Raw genomic sequence first — 17,941 nt, 5'->3', positions numbered from 1 at the left:
GGAGGAATATCAATGGCAGAAGAAAAGAAACAACCTAGAATTGGTGTGTTTGTGTGCCACTGTGGTACCAACATTGCAGGGTCTCTCGATGTGAAGGCGGTACAGGACTACGCCAGGACCCTCCCCGGTGTGATCGTTGCCGACGAGTACCAGTACATGTGCTCGACACCGGGCCAGAAAAAGATCGATGATGCGATCAAGGAGCACGACCTCACCGGTATCGTCGTCGCCGCCTGTTCCCCCCGCCTCCACGAGCCGACCTTCAGGACGGCCACGAAAGAGGGCGGCCTGAACCCGTTCAGGTTCGAGATGGCGAACATCCGTGAGCAGAACTCGTGGGTGCACATGCACGACTACGAGGGCGCCACCGATAAGGCAAAGGACGCCGTCAGGATCGCCGTCGCAAAGGCTGCACTCCTTGAGGACCTCTACCCCAAGAGCGTGCCCGTTGAGCACGCCGCCATGGTCGTCGGCGCAGGTGTCGGCGGCATCCAGGCAGCACTCGACCTTGCGAGCGCCGGGATCAAGACCTACCTCATCGAGAAGACCCCGACAATCGGCGGACGCATGTCCCAGCTCGACAAGACCTTCCCGACCCTCGACTGTTCGCAGTGCATCCTCACCCCGAAGATGGTGGACGTCGGACGTCACCCGAACATCGAACTCCACACCTACACCGAGGTCGAGGCTGTCGAAGGTTATATCGGCAATTTCGACATCACCCTCAGGAAGAAGGCCCGCGGCGTCATGACCCCGACCGAGGCCACGGCAAAGGGCATCGTCGGCGGCGGCTGCAACGGCTGCGGCGACTGTGATGCGGTCTGCCCGGTCATCAAGCCGAACCCGTTCGAGTTCGGCATGAAGCCCAGAAAGGCGATCTACATCTACCACCCGCAGGTCGTCCCCCTGATCTACACGATCGACTTCGACTCCTGCGTCAAGTGCGGTCTGTGTGTCGAGGCATGCGGCGAGAAGAAGGCGATCGACCTGAACATGGAAGACTCCTTCGAGACCGTCAAGGTCGGCACCGTCATCCTCGCTACCGGCTACGACATGTTCCCGATCGAGAAGAAGCGCGAGTGGGGCTACAAACAGTTCGACAACGTCATCACCTCGCTCGAATTCGAGCGGCTCATCTGTGCGTCCGGTCCGACCGGCGGCCACCTGATCCGGCCGAGCGACGGAGCAACCCCGAAGAAGGTCGCATTCGTCCTCTGTGCAGGTTCCCGTGACAACACCGGCGTCGGCAAGCCCTACTGCAGCCGCTTCTGCTGCATGTACTCGCTCAAGCACGCCCACCAGATCACCGAGAAGATCCCCGGATGTCAGGCCTACATCTTCTACATGGACATCAGGTCCTTCGGCAAGATGTACGAGGAGTTCTACTACCGCATCCAGGATGAAGGCACGAAGTTCATCCGCGGCCGCGTGGCAAACATCCTCGAAGACGCGAAGACCAAGAACCTTCACGTCTATGCAGAGGACACCCTCCTCGGTCAGCCTGTCGACATGGTCGTCGACATGGTCGTCCTTGCAGCCGCAGTCGAACCGACCCAGAATATCGACCCGGTAAGAAAGATGTTCGGCGTCTCCTGCTCGCAGGACGGCTGGATGCTCGAAGCCCACCCGAAGCTGAACCCCTGCGGCACCACGACCGCCGGCGTATTCCTCGCCGGTGTCTGTCAGGGCCCGAAGGATATCCCCGACACCGTAGCCCAGGCCGAGGGTGCTGCGTCTGCAGCGTCCATCCCGATCCACATGGGCAAGGTGGAGCTCGAGCCCTACTTCGCCCAGTGCATTGAAGAGAAGTGCGCTGGCTGCGGCATGTGTACCAACCTCTGTCCGTACTCCGCTCTCGACCTGGTCGAGAAGAACGGCAGAACGGTCATGCAGGTTACCGAAGCGAAGTGCAAGGGCTGCGGCACCTGCGGCGGATTCTGTCCGGGCGGTGCGATCTACATGCAGCACTTCACCACTCCGCAGATTGTCGCGCAGATTGATGCATTCCTCCTTGGAGGTGAACAGTAAATGGCAGAAGGAGAATGGCAACCAAAGATTCTGGCGATCATCTGCAACTGGTGTTCCTACGCCGGCGCCGACCTTGCGGGCTCAGCCCGTACCCAGTACCCGCCTGACGTCCGTGCGATCCGTGTGATGTGCACCGGGCGTGTCGACCCGCTCTTCATCATGAAGGCCTTCGCCGACGGCGCCGACGGCGTCCTCGTCTCCGGCTGCCACTTCGGCGACTGCCACTACATTGCGGGCAACTTCAAGTGCGCAAAGCGGATGTTCCTCATGAAGAGCGTCCTCAAGGACCTCGGTATCGAAGACAACCGCCTCAGGATGACCTTCGTATCGGCATCCGAGGGCGCAAAGTGGGCAAAGGTTATCGAAGACGTCGTCAAGACCGTCACCGACCTCGGCCCGAGCCCCTTAAACCAGCTGCAGCAGTAAACCACGGAGGTTGAAACGGTGCCAGAAATTGAATTGAATCTGATATCAGGCCGGACAATCCAGCAGGGTGTGTCCATGGAAGGCGGGAAGGAAAAGCCCGCCTACACCAGGGCCTGCGGCATCATCGAGATGGATGATGCCGACTTCAAGCGCCTGGGTGCATGGCGAAACACCAACGTCCGTGTAACCAGCGAATACGGCAGCGTCGTTGTCAAGGCCGTGCAGGCAACCCAGGGGCCCCACCCGGGCCTCGCCTTCATCCCCATGGGCCCGTGGGCAAACCAGGTCATCAGCCCGAACACCTACTCTACCGGAATGCCAACCTTCAAGGGTGTGCCGGTGAAAGTCGAGGTCGCAAACGGCGAGACCATTCTCGAAGGGCTCGACCTTGTCAGGAAAGCATGCAGGGGTGAGATCTAATGGCAAAAATCGTAACTGATGTGGTGTGTCCGTTCTGCGGAACGCTCTGCGACGACCTTGAGGTCAAGGTCACCGACGACGACAAGCAGATCCTCGAGGTCTACAATGCCTGCGTCATCGGCACGGAGAAGTTCCTGCACTCACAGGCAAAAGACCGCCTGAAGGTCCCCATGAAACAGGACGAGGAGGGCAACTGGAGCGAGGCCTCTATCAACGAGGCTGTCGAGTACACCGCTCAGATGCTCGCCAAAGCCAAAAAGCCGCTGATGTACGGCTGGAGCTCCACCAACTGCGAGGCGCAGAGCGTCGGCGGCGAGATCGCCGAACTCTGCGGCGCAGTCGTCGACAACACCGCAACCGTCTGCCACGGCACCACGCTGATCGCCGTGCAGGACGTCGGTGTGCCGAGCTGCACCCTCGGTGAGGTGAAGAACCGTGCCGACCGGATCATCTTCTGGGGATGCAACCCTGCCCACGCGCACCCGCGCCACATGAGCAGGTACTCGATCTTCCCGCGCGGCTTCTTCACCGGGAAGGGCCACAAGGCACGGAAGATGATCGTCGTCGACCCGCGGACCACCGACACCGCAAAGATGGCCGACATCCACATGCAGATCGAGCAGGGCCGCGACTACGAACTCCTGAGCGCTCTGCGTGTCGCCCTCCGCGGCGCACCGCTCCCGGAGAAGGTCGCCGGCATCCCGAGAGAGACGATCATCGATGCTGCCGAGACGCTCAAGAGCGGCCGGTTTGTCGTGATCTTCTTCGGTATGGGCGTCACGCAGTCGCTCTCGAAGAACCACAACATCGACATCGCCATCATGCTCACCAAGGACCTCAACGAGCACACGAAAGCAGCCATCATGCCGATGCGGGGCCACTACAACGTCACTGGCTCCGGCGAGGTGCTTGGCTGGCAGTTCGGCTACCCGTTCTCGGTCGACCTCTCGCGCGGCTTTGCCCGTTACAACCCGGGCGACTCGTCTTCGAACGATCTCCTCCGCCGCGACGAAGTGGACGCCGTCTTTGTCCTTGGTTCTGACCCGGGGGCGCACTTCCCGATCTCGTCGGTGAAGAAGATCGCGAACCTCCCGTCAGTCTGCGTCGACCCGCACTACACGCCGACCACGGCAGTCTGCAAACTGCACATGCCGGTCGCATTCGTGGGCGTCGAGGTGGGAGGCTGCACCTATCGGATGGACGCCGTCCCGATCCACGCCCGCAAGGTCGTCGATGCTCCCGAAGGCATGCTCACCGACGAAGAGTTCCTGAAAATGGTGCTCAAGCGCATCAAAGAGATCAAAGGGGTAGCATAAGATGGCAGAATACCTGATCAAGAACGGATTCGTCTTCGACCCCGTGCTCGGGATCAAAGGCGATAAGACCGACATTGCCGTCAAGGAAGGCAAGATCGTCGAGTCGACGGCCCTTTCAAACCCGCAGGTCATCGACGCCGCGGGCAAGACCGTCATGGCGGCCGGTGTGGACATCCACGCCCACGTCGCCGGCCCGAAGGTCAACGCCGGCCGGAACTTCCGTCCTGAAGACAAGCTCTTCACCTACAAGGCCGGAAAGGGCGCAATGAGGATGGCGGGCGGTTTCTCGATCCCGACCACCTTCAAGACCGGCTACGAGTACGCCCGCATGGGCTACGGCACCGTCATGGAAGCGGCAATGCCGCCCCTGTACGCCCGCCACGTCCATGAAGAGATGCGCGACACCCCGATCATCGACGAGGGTGCATACCCGGTCTTCGGGAACAACTGGTTTGTCCTCGAGTACCTGAAGAACAACGAACTGGAGAACACGGCGGCGTACATCTCGTGGCTGCTGCGGACCACCAGGGGCTATGCGGTCAAGATCGTCAACCCCGGCGGCACCGAAGCATGGGGCTGGGGCCTGAACTGCAACTCGATCCACGACCCCGTCCCGTACTTCGACATCACCCCGGCCCAGATCATGAAGGGCCTGATGGATGCCAACGAGTACCTCAAGCTCCCGCACTCGATCCACGTTCACACCAACAACCTGGGCAACCCGGGCAACTACGAGACCACGCTCGACACCTTCAAGCTCTTTGAGGGTGAAAAGCCGAAGGACTCGTTCGGGCGCAGCCAGGTGATGCACCACACCCACGTCCAGTTCCACTCCTATGGAGGCGACAACTGGGGCAACTTCGAGTCGAAGGCCGACGTCATGATGGACTACGTCAACGCCCACGACAACCTGACCATCGATATCGGGCAGGTCACGCTGGACGAGACGACGACGATGACCGCAGACGGGCCGTTCGAGCACCACCTCACCGAGCTGAACCACCTGAAGTGGGCAAACCGCGACGTGGAACTCGAGACCTGTGCAGGGATCGTCCCGTACATCTACTCGCCCAACATCAAGGTCTGCGGCATCCAGTGGGCCATCGGTCTTGAACTCGCCCTGATGGCGAAGGACCTGATGCGGGTCTTCATCACCACCGACCACCCGAACGCCGGGCCCTTCACCAGGTACCCGCGGGTCATGAAGTGGCTGATGAGCCAGAAGGCGCGTGAGGCCCAACTTGACGCCATGAAGTACGGCGACAAGGTCAGGGACGCCACGTTCATCTCGGGCATCGACCGCGAGCTGGATCTCTACGAGATCGCCCAGATGACCCGCGCCGGAACTGCAAAGGCCCTCGGCCTCAAGGATATGTACGGCAGCCTCAAGGTCGGCATTGAAGCCGACGTTGCAGTCTACGACTACAACCCCGAGACCGCCGAAGACCCCGAGCTGATCGAGAAGGCCTTTGGAAACGCCGCATACCTCTTCAAGGCCGGCGAGATGGTCGTCAGAGACGGCGAGATCCTCGGCAACGGCAGGAAGCGGACGCTGTGGGTGGACGTAAAGGTCAACGACAACCCGCAGGTCAGGCGCGATATCACCGAGAAGTTCCTCAAGTACTACACGGTCAGCGAGGCAAACTACGAGGTGCATGAAGAAGGCTACATCAGAAACCCGTTCCGCATCGAGGTGGACGCGACCCAGTGAGGTGATGATGATGGAGACAGTAACACTGACCATTAAAAAACAGCCCGAGCTCCGTCTTGAGGCTGAAAAAATCACCCCTGACGCCTTCGCAGGCAAGAGCGCTGCCGAGATCGCCGAACTCCCGGTCTTTGAGGGCAGGGAGACCGCAACCCTCGGAACCTACTTCGATGTTGCGGGCAAAGGCGGCGAGACCGCTGCAGAGACGAAGATCGTCGTCAAGGGCGACGCCTCCCGCGTGAAGTACATCGGCATGAAGATGACCGCTGGCGAGATCCTGGTCGAGGGCTCGGCCGACATGTACGCCGGAGCCTGGATGGAAGGCGGCAAGCTCGTCGTCAAGGGCGACGTCGACGCCTTCTCAGGCACCGGCATGAAGGGCGGGATCTTCGAGATCGGCGGCAACGCCGGCAACTACCTCGGCGCCGCATACCGCGGCGACTGGAGAGGCATGCAGGGCGGCACCATCCGCGTGAAGGGCAACGCCGGTTCTGATACCGGCTACTTCATGAACGGCGGGACCATCGTCGTCGAAGGCGACGTCGATGTTCACGTCGCCACGCACGCCGAGGGCGGCACCATCATCATCAAGGGCAACGGCAAGTCTAAGATCGGCGGCCAGATGGTCAAGGGAGACATCTATGTCTTCGGCACCATCGACGTCATGATGCCGGGCTTTGTCTACCGCAAAGACGTCGATCTCGAGGTCGACGGCACCAAGGCAACCTTCGCTCTCTATGAGGGCGACATGGGGGAGCGCCACGGCAAGCGGAAAGGCGAGGTCATCTACGGCAAAATTTATCAAAAATACTAATTCAATCTCTTTTTTTCAAAAAAACGAAGCGCAGGCAGAGGTAATATACTCTGCACATAAGCATATCATTACGTAACACCCGCATAGGTGGAACTCACACGTTGGAGCGGGAGCGCCAGGCGTATAAAAACTCTCTCTGAAGATTCTTTCAATTTCACCATATATCAGAATCCATATAAAATGTCACGAGGCCCCGTGAATGACAACCCTTATATGGCGAGATGAGGAATATGCAATTGTCCCCTGAGGGACGTGCAGTAATACCATCAGCGATTGTCAGCGATTCATTTAGTGTTCAGCGCACAGTAGCCGTATTGTATTGTAACAAACCCAAATCTGGAGGAATTATATGGCAAAATATTCAGACACGATCGACCTTTACGACGATGAGGGCAAGCTCCTCAAGAGCGGTGTCGCTCTCGAAAAGGTCAGCCCGGTTGTGAACCCTGCGATCAAGAAGATGATGGACCTCACCAAGAGGACCGTCGCGGTCAACCTCGCAGGCATTGAGAACGGCGTGAAGACCGGTGCGGTCGGCGGCAAGGCAAACGTCATCCCCGGGCGCACCCTCGACCTCAGTGTCGTCAAGGACAGCGACGCAATCATCGCCAAGATTAAGGACATGGTCTCGGTCGTCGAAGGCGACGACACCGTCATCAAGAACTTCGGCGGCAAGCTGCTCCTTGTCGAGGTCCCGAAGGCGCGTATCGAGGCGGCAGCCACCTACGACGCTGCGATCACCTCGGTCGCCGCGGCCACCACCTACGCCCTCATCGACCAGTACAACATCGGACCCTTTGACGCCGGCATCATCAAGTCGGCGGTATGGGGCACCTACCCGCAGACCATGGACATGGCCGGCGCGAACGTCCAGTCCATTCTGTCGATCCCGCAGAACAACGAAGGCCTCGGCTTTGCCCTGAGGAACATCCCGGCGAACCACACCGTCATGATCACGGGCAGGAACGCCATGCAGGGCGCCGCTCTCGCCGCGACCTTCGAGCAGGCCGGCCAGTGGGAGATGGGCAACTCGATCGGACCCTTCGAGCGTGCACAGCTCCTCGGCTATGCCTACCAGGGCCTGAACGCCAACAACATGGTCTATGACCTTGTCAAGGCGAACGGCGCAACCGGCACCGTCGGTACCGTCGTCCAGTCCCTTGTCGAGCGTGCGATCGAGGACAAGGTCATCATGCCCGGCAAGAAGGGCGGATACTTCCAGTTCTACGACACCAAGGACCCGATGCTCTGGAACGCCTACGCTGCCGCGGGCACCCTCGCCGCCACCATGGTGAACTGTGGTGCCGGCCGGTTCGCTCAGGCCGTCTCCTCGACCCTGCTGTACTTCAACGACCTGCTTGAGCACGAGACCGGGCTGCCCGGCTGTGACTACGGCCGTGTCATGGGTACTGCCGTCGGGTTCTCGTTCTTCAGCCACTCGATCTACGGTGGCGGCGGTCCGGGTATCTTCAACGGCAACCACGTCGTGACCAGGCACTCCGCCGGTTTCGCGATTCCCTGCGTGGTCGCCGCCTGTGCCCTCGATGCCGGCACCCAGATGTTCTCTGCCGAGAGCACTTCCAAGATCTACGGCGAGACCTACGGCAAGATCGAAGAGTTCGCAAAGCCCCTGCAGCACATTGCAAAGGCAGTATAAGGTAGCAGTCTGATGACAGAAGCCGTATATCCCCAGTGTAGGATAGTGCCTGCGCGTTTCCTCAACCCGGAGACAGTTGAGGCACTCCTCAGCCGGATACTTGAGGTCGGCGGGATCAGGAAACTGATCCTCAACGGACCTCGCCTCCCCACCACCGTCCCATACGGTCCGGCCCGCGGTCTGCCCAACCCGCACCAGATGCGGAGGGTGATCCGTGCCGGGGACCAGGACGTCGAGCTTCAGGTGCAGGTCGGGACGATCCTGATCGAACTTGAAGACCGGTCCTTTATCGAACCCATCAGGAAAGCATGCGATGAGGTATTTACGAACTTCACCTACGGATTTTCCGAGGGGAAGTTCATGAAGACCCAGGCGACCGTATCAGATTATGCAAAGTACGGGCCCGATGCCGATGAAGTAATTCTCGGCACCACCGATCCGAAGAGCCGCAAAGGGCCCCTGATCATCCAGGGAACTAAATAACCATGCCAATCGGAAGGGTAACCCAGGTAGTGGACTGCAGGGAGAGCATGGGAATGGGCAAGGGCGGAGGACTCGCCCAGAGAGGTACCATTTCCGAATGCCGTCACCCTGATGTGATCGTCGTCGGCATGTCGCCGGGACGCCGGCACGTAACAAAGCCGGTCTGCGACATCACATCCGCTCTCAGACGGGAGGGGGTGGAGTTCTCCGTGAGCACGCTCGTGCTCAATGCGGGGAGCGGCGTTCCACCCGACTCTCCAAAGATTGCCGGATCAGTCCTTGGCGCCTACTTCGGGCTTACCGAGAAAGAGATTGAGCAGATAGAAGAGCATAAGGTCGCAATCCTCCACCACGGCAACGTCAGGTCGCATGTGGTGCAGAAGGTCAGGTTCATGCTGGAGCATGTCGACGTGAAGGCCGTCGTCGTCTCCCAGGCACCGATCGACTACGAGGATCTCGCAAAGGAAGGCGTGAAAACCGCCTTCGTCATGCCTTCCCCTGATAAGGTGAGGACCAGAGGGCGCGTGGAGGCAATCGTCTCCGGGGTCACAAGAGGTCAGACACCTACACGGGAGAAGATGGCCGAAGTCATTGCAGCCGTTACCAGACTAATGAAAGAAGAAAAGTATTGAGGTGAAATTATCTATGGCATATAAACCACAGTTCGGACCGGGAACCTCTGTTGTCGCCGAAAACAGGCGCAAGCAGATGAACCCGGGCTACAAGCTTGAGAAGATCCGCGACGTGACCGACGAGGACATCGTCCTGATCCTTGGCCACCGTGCACCAGGTGCGGCCTACCCGACCGCTCACCCGCCCCTTGCCGAGCAGCAGGAGCCAAACTGCCCGATCAGAAAGATCGTCACCCCGACCGAGGGTGCAAAGGCCGGCGACCGCGTCCGCTACATCCAGTTCGCTGACTCGATGTTCAACGCCCCGTCCCAGCCGTACCAGCGCACCTACATGGAGTGCTACCGCTACCGTGGCATCGACCCCGGCACCCTTTCGGGCCGTCAGATCGTCGAGTGCCGCGAGCGCGACCTTGAAGGATACTCCAAGGAACTGATCAACACCGAGGTCTTCGACCCCGCTCTCGTATCCTGCCGTGGTGCGACCGTGCACGGTCACTCCCTCCGTCTCGCAGAAGACGGCATGATGTTCGACATGCTCCAGCGCTGTGTGCTCGGCGCTGACGGCGTGGTCAAGTACGTCAAGAACCAGATCGGCGAGCCCCTCGACCGTGCGGTCAACGTCGGCAAGCCGATGGACAGCAACTGGCTCAAGGCGCACACGACCATCTTCCACTCGCTCGCCGGAACGGCGTACCGCGATGACGCCGAGTACGTCGAGTACATCCAGCGGATCCACTCGCTGAGAACGAAATACGGCTTCATGCCGAAGGAGGACTGATTCACATGGCAAAGATTGAGAGAACCCAGAAGCTCTTCCTGAAAGCGCTCAAGGAGAAGTTCCAGGGACAGGACGTCCAGTCCGAGAAGGCAGAGTTCTACAAGTTCGGCGGCCTCAAGCAGTCCCCGAGAAAACAGGAATTCCTGAAGGAGTCCCGCGCCGTCGAGATGCAGCGTGGCATCTCCATGTATGACCCCGAGCGCTGCCACCTTGGCGGCATCCCGATGGGCCAGCGCCAGCTGATGACCTACGAGGTCTCCGGCACCGGCGTCTTCGTGGAGGGCGACGACCTGCACTTCGTCAACAACGCTGCGATGCAGCAGTTCTGGGACGACATCCGCCGGACGATCATCGTCGGCATGGACCTCGCTCACGCCACCCTGCAGAAGCGCCTGGGCAAGGAAGTCACCCCCGAGACGATCAACGAGTACCTGCACATCCTCAACCACGCCATGCCCGGCGCAGCCGTGGTCCAGGAGCACATGGTCGAGACCCACCCGGCGCTCACCGATGACTGCTACGTGAAGGTCTTCACCGGCGACGACGAACTCGCCGACGACATCGAGCCCCAGTTCCTCCTCAACATCGAGAAGCTCTTCCCGGCGAAGTCCGCGGAGGCCCTCAAGGCGGCCGTTGGCAAGTCGATGTTCCAGGCCGTCCACATCCCGACGATCGTCTCCCGCACCTGCGACGGCGGTACCACCTCCCGGTGGTCTGCGATGCAGCTCGGCATGTCCTACATCGCCGCGTACCGCATGTGCGCCGGTGAAGCGGCAGTCGCCGACCTCTCCTACGCTGCGAAGCACGCCGGCGTCATTCAGATGGCCGACATCCTGCCGGCCCGCCGTGCACGCGGCCCGAACGAGCCCGGTGGCATCAAGTTCGGCCACTTCGCCGACATGATCCAGGCCGACCGCAAGTACCCCAACGACCCCGCAAGGGCGTCCCTTGAGGTCGTCGGCGCAGGCACAATGCTCTTCGACCAGATCTGGCTCGGATCCTACATGTCCGGCGGTGTCGGTTTCACCCAGTATGCGACCGCCGCGTACACCGACAACATCCTCGATGAGTTCACCTACTACGGCATGGACTACATCAAGGACAAGTACAAAGTCGACTGGAAGCACCCGAACGCCGCGGACAAGGTCAAGCCGACCCAGGACGTCGTCAACGACATCGCTACTGAGGTCACCCTCAACGCGATGGAGCAGTACGAGCAGTTCCCGACCATGATGGAGGACCACTTCGGCGGGTCCCAGCGTGCCGGTGTCATCGCCGCCGCTTCCGGCCTGTCCACCGCCATCGCCACCGGCAACTCGAACGCCGGTCTCAACGGCTGGTACCTCTCGATGCTCATGCACAAGGAAGGCTGGAGCCGTCTCGGCTTCTTCGGCTACGACCTGCAGGACCAGTGCGGTTCGACCAACTCGCTCTCCGTCCGTCCGGACGAGGGTGCGATCGGCGAGTTCCGCGGCCCGAACTACCCGAACTACGCGATGAACGTCGGTCACCAGGGCGAGTACGCCGCTATCGTCGGCAGTGCGCACTACACGCGCGCCGACGCATGGTCGATGAACCCGCTGATCAAGATCACCTTCGCGGACCCCTCGCTGAAGTTCGACTTCGCCGAACCCAGGCGCGAGTTCGCCAAGGGTGCGATCAGAGAGTACATGCCGGCCGGCGAGCGCTCCCTGATCATCCCGGCAAAGTAAAACCCACTACACAATTTTTTTTTACCTACTGCAATTATGCATTCGGAAAGTCGCAGTATTTCCCCTGTTTGGGAGTTTTAAACAAAATAATGGGAGTATTCCCAATACTTTCCGAAACATTTAATTAAATCATAAACGACTGTTAAATGAACCACAAAGAGTTTGTACTCCATCTGTGTGGTAACGCGAATGTGAAAACTCTCGTGCATCATCGTGCGCTGGGAGGGAGATGAATGGAAAGCATATTATTAGGCGTAGGAGTAACAGCATTGGCAGGTGCTCTTGCTACCGTTGCCGGCGCTGCCGAGGACACTGAGTCCAACATCGGATCACAGGGTGACCCGAACTCTCAGGTCCAGTTGGCTCCGCAGATGGGCTATATTCACCGGATTTACAACAAGGCTGTATCCGGCGAACCGCCCGCATATGGTCTGTGGGTCACTATCGGCGCAGGCGTGGCCTGGGCATTTATGGCAACCGGCATGAACCCGGTGCTTGCTATTGTTATTGCGTCCGCACTTGCGATCTTCGTGCAGGGCGTGTATGCGGCGACTGCCTACCTTGGCAGGACGTCGAGTCTGGCAAAGTTTGAACAACCGGTATACATCGACCTACTCAAGTCGGTGACCTCCGTTACGATGGCGCACGCCTTTGTTGCGGTATTCACGACCGTATCGATGTGTTACCTCCTGAACGCGGCTCTCGGTCACCCGTTCCCGCTGCCTCTTCTTGGCATCGTCTGGGGTATCGCTCTCGGTGCCGCTGGTTCTGCAACCGGCAACCCCTTCTATGGAAAGGAGCGGCAGTACCAGTCCCAGATGTTCGGCGCAGGCGTTCCGATCTCCGCATCCGGCAACATCGTCCGGTATGCCGAGGCCGGTCAGCGCAGCTCCCTTGACAACGGCTGGTTCACCGCAAAGCTCGGCGGCCCGGCATCGGGTGTCTGCTTCGGTCTGATCGTCTTCCTCGAGCTCTGGAGAACCGTCCTCTTCGAGGAGGCCGTCGGCGGCTGGGGCGCCATCATCGTCGGTGTCATCATCATCCTGATCTTCATGATCATCGACCGCTACATCGAGACCTGGGCCCGCAAGAACTACGGCCCGTACGTGAAGGCTGAGGAGGCATCGGCATGAGCGCACTTGGAGCAGCATCGGGCGGCGGCGAAGGTATCAACCCGACCGCGTCCATCATCGGCATTGTCATCATCATCGCAGCCCTCGCGATCACCGCAGTCATGGCGGCGCCTGCCCTTGCGGCAGTCATCGGCGTGATCATCGGCGGCGCTCTCATCGGCTTCGGTGTCCACTTCGTCCCGGTCGGCGGCGCACCTGCCGCTATGGGCCAGTCCCCCGGTATCGCTACCGGTGTGGCGATGCTCGCGGCCGGTGCCGGTCTTGCCGGTCTTTTCGGCGGCGCATGGGCCGCGGCAAACCCCGCATTCGGGATTGCCATCGTCATCGCCGCAGGCGCTGTCGGCGGCGGCCTGATGATGGCGATCACCTGTCTGATGGTCAACATCATCTACATCTTCGGCATGGGTATCCCGGCCGCATCAGGTAAGGTCGCAAAGGACCCGATCACCGGCGACTCCCAGGCGGAGTACAAATCGCAGGGCACTGAAGGTCACGGCCTGCCGTTCGTTTCCTATGTCGGCGGCGTGATCGGCGGTCTGCTCGGCGGTGCCGGCGGTACGCTCATCTACTATGAGCTCCTGCAGGTCTACTCGGCCATGCTTCCCGCAATGTTCAACGCAAGCGCAGAAGAGATCCTGCCGATCGCAGTCTCACTCGCAGGCATCTTCGCTGTCGGCATGTTCCTGGTGAACGCCGTGCTTGCCGCGTACAACATTACGGGCACGATTGAAGGGCCCCACGACCCGAAGTTCAAGCGCTTCCCGCGTGCAGTCATCGGGTGCGCCGTCGCTTCGGCAGTCTGCGGCCTGTTTGCAGTTCTGATTGTGGTGGTGTAACATGACAGTACAAATTACCGCTTCAACCGGCGGCATACCCCACGACAAGCTGATGGCAGCCGGCCTCGTTGGCTCGGTCATCTGCCTGTACCTGACCTATCTCAACAGCGCCACCGGAACCGAGGTCTTCTCGTTCTTCGGCGGGCTTGCTGCTGTTTTCGCTCTGGTATGGGGCACGAGCACCATCAAGCACCTCTGCAGCTACGGTATCGGCACCGGCGTGCCGTCCGCAGGCATGATCGCCTTCGGCTCCGGTGTGATCGCCATGCTGCTTGCAACCCAGTTCAACAGCATGTACCTCACCCCGATCATGGCCGTCGTCTTCGGCGCCATCGTCGGCGGTGCCTGCGGTTTCCTGGCAAACAACGTCATGCGCATGAACATCCCGGTCATGGTCCGCTCGCTCACTGAGATGGCCATCATCGGTGCGATCGTCCTCCTCGGCCTTACGGCCGTCATGGCAGGCGGCTTCGGTTTCGACGCCCTCTCCGTGAAGACGATCTCGATCATGGGCATCCTTTCGACCACGTCCTTCGGGGCTTCGCTGCTCGGCGGGTGCCTGATCGCGGTCTCGTTCATGCTTGGCGGCATTGCTCTCCAGCACCCGTTCAACGCCTGCCTCGGCCCCGGCGAGAAGCAGGACCGGACGCTCACGCTCGCTGCAGAGTGCGGCTTCCTCTCGATGATCGTCGTCGCTGTCATCTCGTTTGCCTTCGTCGCCTCGTTCGCAGCGATCATCTCGCTCGTCGTCGCTATTGCAGGCTGGTACTACACCTTTGTCAAGTACATCGAATACAGCAAGCGCGATGCGTACGCATGGCTCGACGCTAAGCCGATTCTCGAACCCAAGGGTGAGGACTGATGGGATACGTACTCGTACTGCCCGAATTCGGGCTTGTAGTAGACCCGATGGTCGGCGTCGTCACCACGGCAGGTGTTTCGTACCAGCCAGTGATCGACAAGGTCACCGAACTTGAGAAGTACACCGACGACCTCGTCGGCATGCTCTCTGGTGAAGGTGCCTTCGCTGCCTCGTTCCCTGGCAGAGAGAAGTCACTGGTCATCGCCGGTGGCGTCACCGCCCTCTGGTATGGTATGGCTGTAGGACTGCTCATTGCGGGGATCATCGCCTTCGCACTGATCTGAGGTGGAAAAAATGGCAGACAAGACATCACCGGCAAGTGGATGGCCCATTGCAAAGGGCGACTTCCACTCAGGCGACGCCAAATCATGTGTCGCCGTCGTCACCATGGGGTCCCACCTCGATGAGCAGGGGATCTGCGATGCAGGCGCCGCACTCTGCGGCTCGTGCAAGACAGAGAACCTCGGCCTTGAGAAGGTCATCGCAAACATCATCTCGAACCCGAACATCAGGTTCGTCCTGACCTGCGGTACCGAGGTCAAGGGGCACCTTTCCGGACAGACGTTCCAGGCGCTCCACGCCAACGGCATCGAGGGCGGCAAGGTCGTCGGCTCAAAGGGTGCGATCCCCTTCATCGAGAACCTCGATGATGCAGCGATCAAGCGCTTCCAGGCCCAGGTCGAACTCGTCGACATCATGGAGACCGAAGACCTCGGCGCAATCAAGGCGAAGATCGCCGAACTCGCCGGGAAAGACCCGGGAGCGTTCGGAGAAGCGCCCATGGTCGTCGAGGTCAAGGAGGCCGAGGGCGGCGCCGAAGAAGTAGGCGGCGAAATTGCCGAGATGAACGGCGACCTGGCGCTCATCCATGCCCGGTTTAAGATCATTGAGAAGATGGTGACTGACATCGGATACCGCGACAGACTTGCCGCGGGCGTCTACAGTGGAAAGATCGAGGGCCTGATGATTGGCCTGATCGTGTCATTTGCCATACTCGGTTTCCTCTTGCTGGGGTGAAAAGAACATGGCAGAAGAAGAGAAGAAGACATCTGGTGCAATCAGGATGGCTGCGATCGACACGATCATGTCAGACATCAAGTTCAAGTCCCAGATCATTGCCAGGACGAACAAACTCGATTCGGGCATTATGGACTCAGGTATTCCGGGCTTTGCAGCAGGCATGCTCATCGTCATGGTCCTCGTCCTGGTGCCGGTATTCCTGATCTGAGGTGAGAAACATGGCAGACAAGAAATCACCAGCAAGTGGATGGCCCATTGCAAAGGGCGACTTCCACTCAGGCGACGCCAACTCGTGTGTCGCCGTCGTCACCATGGGGTCCCACCTCGACGAGCAGGGGATCTGCGATGCAGGCGCCGCACTCTGCGGCTCGTGCAAGACAGAGAACCTCGGCCTTGAGAAGGTCATCGCAAACATCATCTCGAACCCGAACATCAGGTTCGTCCTGACCTGCGGTACCGAGGTCAAGGGGCACCTTTCCGGACAGACATTCCAGGCGCTCCACGCCAACGGCGTCGAGGGCGGCAAGGTCGTCGGCTCAAAGGGTGCGATCCCCTTCATCGAGAACCTCGATGATGCAGCGATCAAGCGCTTCCAGGCCCAGGTCGAAGTCGTCGACATCATGGAGACCGAGGATCTCGGCGCAATCAAGGCGAAGATCGCCGAACTCACCGGCAAAGACCCGGGAGCGTTCGGAGAAGCGCCCATGGTCGTCGAAGTCAAGGAAGCCGAGGGCGGCGCTGCCGGAGCGGCAGTTGCCGGCGCAAACCCGCAGTTCCTTGAGATCGAAAAGCGGCTCGACGAGGTTGAGACAAGGATTGAGTTCGTGAACGCCGAGGTGGCCCAGCGCATCGGTCGGAAGATCGGCAGGGACATCGGCATACTCTACGGATTAGTAGCAGGACTGTTCGTCTTCATGATGCTCATATTCCTGCTCCCGAAATTGATGTAAGGAGGCAAGATCAGTATGTTCAAGTTTGAGAAGGAACAGGCCGTATTCGACTTCAACGGCATTAAGATCGGTGGCCAGCCTGGAGAGTACCCCCGGGTTCTCGGCGCATCCATCTTCTACAACAAGCACGAGACCGTGCTCGACGACCACACGGGCAAGATCGACAAGGCAAAGGCAGAGGCGCTCTGGAACCGTTGCCAGGAACTCTACGACCAGACCGGCAACCCGTATTTCTGCCAGATCATCGCAGAATACGGCGAGGCTTTTGAGAGCTACTTCGACTGGTTCTGCTCGATCGACGACAAGACGCCCTTCCTGATGGACTCCTCGGCGGCACCGGCACTCGCCCACGCCTGCGAGTACGTCACCGAGGTCGGCATCGCCGACCGTGCGATCTACAACTCGATCAACGGCTCCATCACGCCGGAGAGCATCGAGGCCCTGAAGAACTCCGACGTCAACTCGGCAATCGTTCTCGCCTTCAACCCCGGCGACCCCTCGGTCGCAGGCCGCGAGAAGGTGCTCGCCGAGGGCGGTGTCGCAGGTCAGGCACAGTCCATGATGGGCATTGCCGAATACTGTGGCATCACCCGTCCGATCCTGGACACTGCGGCGACCCCGCTCGGCCTCGGCTCTGGCGGCTCGTTCCGTGAGATCCTCGCCTGCAAGGCGATCCACGGCCTGCCGACCGGCGGCGCATACCACAACATGACCGTCTCCTGGACCTGGCTGAAGCGCTGGAGGAAGAACGTCCTCGCATCCCAGTACGAGGGCAAGGACGTCCTCCTCGAGCAGATGGCCCACCACCACTTCGGCGGCATGGAAGGCATCAGGCAGACGGCATGGGCGGCCCCTGATATCGGCTGCAACATCATGGCCATGACCCTGGGTGCAGACCTGATCATGTTCGGTCCGATCGAGAACTGCGAGGGCATCGCCACGGCTGCCGCGTTCTCCGACATCGTTCTCGCCGAAGCCTTCAAGGAACTCGGCGGCACGGTTGCAGAGGGCAAGCACCCGCTGAACATGCTCGTCTAAATCCAACAACTTTTTTTCTGCGCCGGAGAGTCGGGAAACACCATTTCCCGGCAACGGTGCATATCAAGACCGGATTTCGCCCCATCATAACCGGGTGCGATCAGGAGTGCCGTTCTTCCTGGTGGACT

At 60.1% G+C, this 17,941-nt stretch carries 19 protein-coding genes; all 19 read left to right on the top strand.

The window, feature by feature from the left end; all coding sequences use genetic code 11:
• The first annotated feature begins 12 nt into the window (after positions 1 to 12).
• The 19 genes from METLI_RS02485 (at position 13) to mtrH (ending at position 17,813) form a co-directional block, all read left to right on the top strand.
• On the top strand, positions 13 to 2,028 hold the full coding sequence (locus METLI_RS02485) for a CoB--CoM heterodisulfide reductase iron-sulfur subunit A family protein (RefSeq protein WP_004037752.1): 2,016 nt from the start codon (positions 13 to 15) through the stop codon (positions 2,026 to 2,028).
• A complete protein-coding gene (locus METLI_RS02480) occupies positions 2,029 to 2,454 on the top strand; it encodes a hydrogenase iron-sulfur subunit (RefSeq protein ID WP_004037751.1) in 426 nt (141 codons plus the stop codon).
• An 18-nt stretch (positions 2,455 to 2,472) separates the two neighbouring features.
• Positions 2,473 to 2,874: a molybdopterin dinucleotide binding domain-containing protein gene (locus METLI_RS02475; RefSeq protein WP_004037750.1), complete on the top strand. Its 402-nt coding sequence runs from the start codon at positions 2,473 to 2,475 to the stop codon at positions 2,872 to 2,874.
• Positions 2,874 to 4,190, top strand: coding sequence for a formylmethanofuran dehydrogenase subunit B (locus METLI_RS02470; protein WP_004037749.1), 1,317 nt, complete (start codon positions 2,874 to 2,876; stop codon positions 4,188 to 4,190). The genes METLI_RS02475 and METLI_RS02470 overlap by 1 nt, the downstream gene beginning before the upstream one ends.
• Before the next feature lies 1 nt (position 4,191).
• On the top strand, positions 4,192 to 5,901 hold the full coding sequence (locus tag METLI_RS02465) for a formylmethanofuran dehydrogenase subunit A (protein ID WP_004037748.1): 1,710 nt from the start codon (positions 4,192 to 4,194) through the stop codon (positions 5,899 to 5,901).
• Between the two features lie 10 nt (positions 5,902 to 5,911).
• Positions 5,912 to 6,712 carry a formylmethanofuran dehydrogenase subunit C gene (locus METLI_RS02460; RefSeq protein WP_048103987.1) on the top strand — a complete coding sequence of 267 codons (801 nt, stop codon included), beginning with the start codon at positions 5,912 to 5,914 and terminating at the stop codon, positions 6,710 to 6,712.
• Between the two features lie 349 nt (positions 6,713 to 7,061).
• Complete coding sequence (gene mcrB / locus METLI_RS02455) at positions 7,062 to 8,369, top strand: coenzyme-B sulfoethylthiotransferase subunit beta (RefSeq protein WP_004037746.1); 1,308 nt, start codon at positions 7,062 to 7,064, stop codon at positions 8,367 to 8,369.
• A gap of 12 nt (positions 8,370 to 8,381) precedes the next feature.
• A complete protein-coding gene (gene mcrD, locus METLI_RS02450; protein ID WP_004037745.1) occupies positions 8,382 to 8,852 on the top strand; it encodes a methyl-coenzyme M reductase operon protein D in 471 nt (156 codons plus the stop codon).
• 2 nt (positions 8,853 to 8,854) lie between these two features.
• On the top strand, positions 8,855 to 9,484 hold the full coding sequence (gene mcrC / locus METLI_RS02445; protein WP_004037744.1) for a methyl-coenzyme M reductase I operon protein C: 630 nt from the start codon (positions 8,855 to 8,857) through the stop codon (positions 9,482 to 9,484).
• Between the two features lie 13 nt (positions 9,485 to 9,497).
• Positions 9,498 to 10,262 carry a coenzyme-B sulfoethylthiotransferase subunit gamma gene (gene mcrG / locus METLI_RS02440; RefSeq protein WP_004037743.1) on the top strand — a complete coding sequence of 255 codons (765 nt, stop codon included), beginning with the start codon at positions 9,498 to 9,500 and terminating at the stop codon, positions 10,260 to 10,262.
• Between the two features lie 5 nt (positions 10,263 to 10,267).
• Complete coding sequence (mcrA, locus tag METLI_RS02435) at positions 10,268 to 11,974, top strand: coenzyme-B sulfoethylthiotransferase subunit alpha (protein ID WP_004037742.1); 1,707 nt, start codon at positions 10,268 to 10,270, stop codon at positions 11,972 to 11,974.
• 233 nt (positions 11,975 to 12,207) lie between these two features.
• A complete protein-coding gene (gene mtrE / locus METLI_RS02430) occupies positions 12,208 to 13,107 on the top strand; it encodes a tetrahydromethanopterin S-methyltransferase subunit E (RefSeq protein ID WP_004037740.1) in 900 nt (299 codons plus the stop codon).
• Positions 13,104 to 13,943, top strand: coding sequence for a tetrahydromethanopterin S-methyltransferase subunit D (mtrD, locus tag METLI_RS02425; RefSeq protein ID WP_004037739.1), 840 nt, complete (start codon positions 13,104 to 13,106; stop codon positions 13,941 to 13,943). The genes mtrE and mtrD overlap by 4 nt, the downstream gene beginning before the upstream one ends.
• Position 13,944: 1 nt before the next feature.
• Positions 13,945 to 14,805 (top strand): tetrahydromethanopterin S-methyltransferase subunit MtrC, encoded by an 861-nt coding sequence (gene mtrC / locus METLI_RS02420; protein ID WP_004037738.1) that lies wholly within the window; start codon positions 13,945 to 13,947, stop codon positions 14,803 to 14,805.
• Positions 14,805 to 15,089, top strand: coding sequence for a tetrahydromethanopterin S-methyltransferase subunit MtrB (gene mtrB, locus METLI_RS02415; RefSeq protein WP_004037737.1), 285 nt, complete (start codon positions 14,805 to 14,807; stop codon positions 15,087 to 15,089). The genes mtrC and mtrB overlap by 1 nt, the downstream gene beginning before the upstream one ends.
• Positions 15,090 to 15,099: 10 nt before the next feature.
• Positions 15,100 to 15,822, top strand: a complete 723-nt coding sequence (mtrA, locus tag METLI_RS02410; protein ID WP_004037736.1) for a tetrahydromethanopterin S-methyltransferase subunit A — start codon at positions 15,100 to 15,102, stop codon at positions 15,820 to 15,822.
• Between the two features lie 7 nt (positions 15,823 to 15,829).
• Positions 15,830 to 16,033: a tetrahydromethanopterin S-methyltransferase subunit F gene (locus METLI_RS02405; protein WP_004037735.1), complete on the top strand. Its 204-nt coding sequence runs from the start codon at positions 15,830 to 15,832 to the stop codon at positions 16,031 to 16,033.
• 10 nt (positions 16,034 to 16,043) lie between these two features.
• The gene (gene mtrA / locus METLI_RS02400) at positions 16,044 to 16,775 is read left to right on the top strand and encodes a tetrahydromethanopterin S-methyltransferase subunit A (RefSeq protein WP_004037734.1); all 732 of its coding nucleotides are present in this window, start codon (positions 16,044 to 16,046) and stop codon (positions 16,773 to 16,775) included.
• Between the two features lie 15 nt (positions 16,776 to 16,790).
• Positions 16,791 to 17,813: a tetrahydromethanopterin S-methyltransferase subunit H gene (gene mtrH / locus METLI_RS02395; protein WP_004037733.1), complete on the top strand. Its 1,023-nt coding sequence runs from the start codon at positions 16,791 to 16,793 to the stop codon at positions 17,811 to 17,813.
• The last annotated feature ends 128 nt before the right edge of the window (positions 17,814 to 17,941 follow it).

The sequence above is a fragment of the Methanofollis liminatans DSM 4140 genome (genome assembly GCF_000275865.1).
GTDB lineage: Archaea > Halobacteriota > Methanomicrobia > Methanomicrobiales > Methanofollaceae > Methanofollis > Methanofollis liminatans.
Note: the sequence above shows the minus strand (reverse complement) of the source record. Positions and strands in the feature narration are given on the sequence as shown.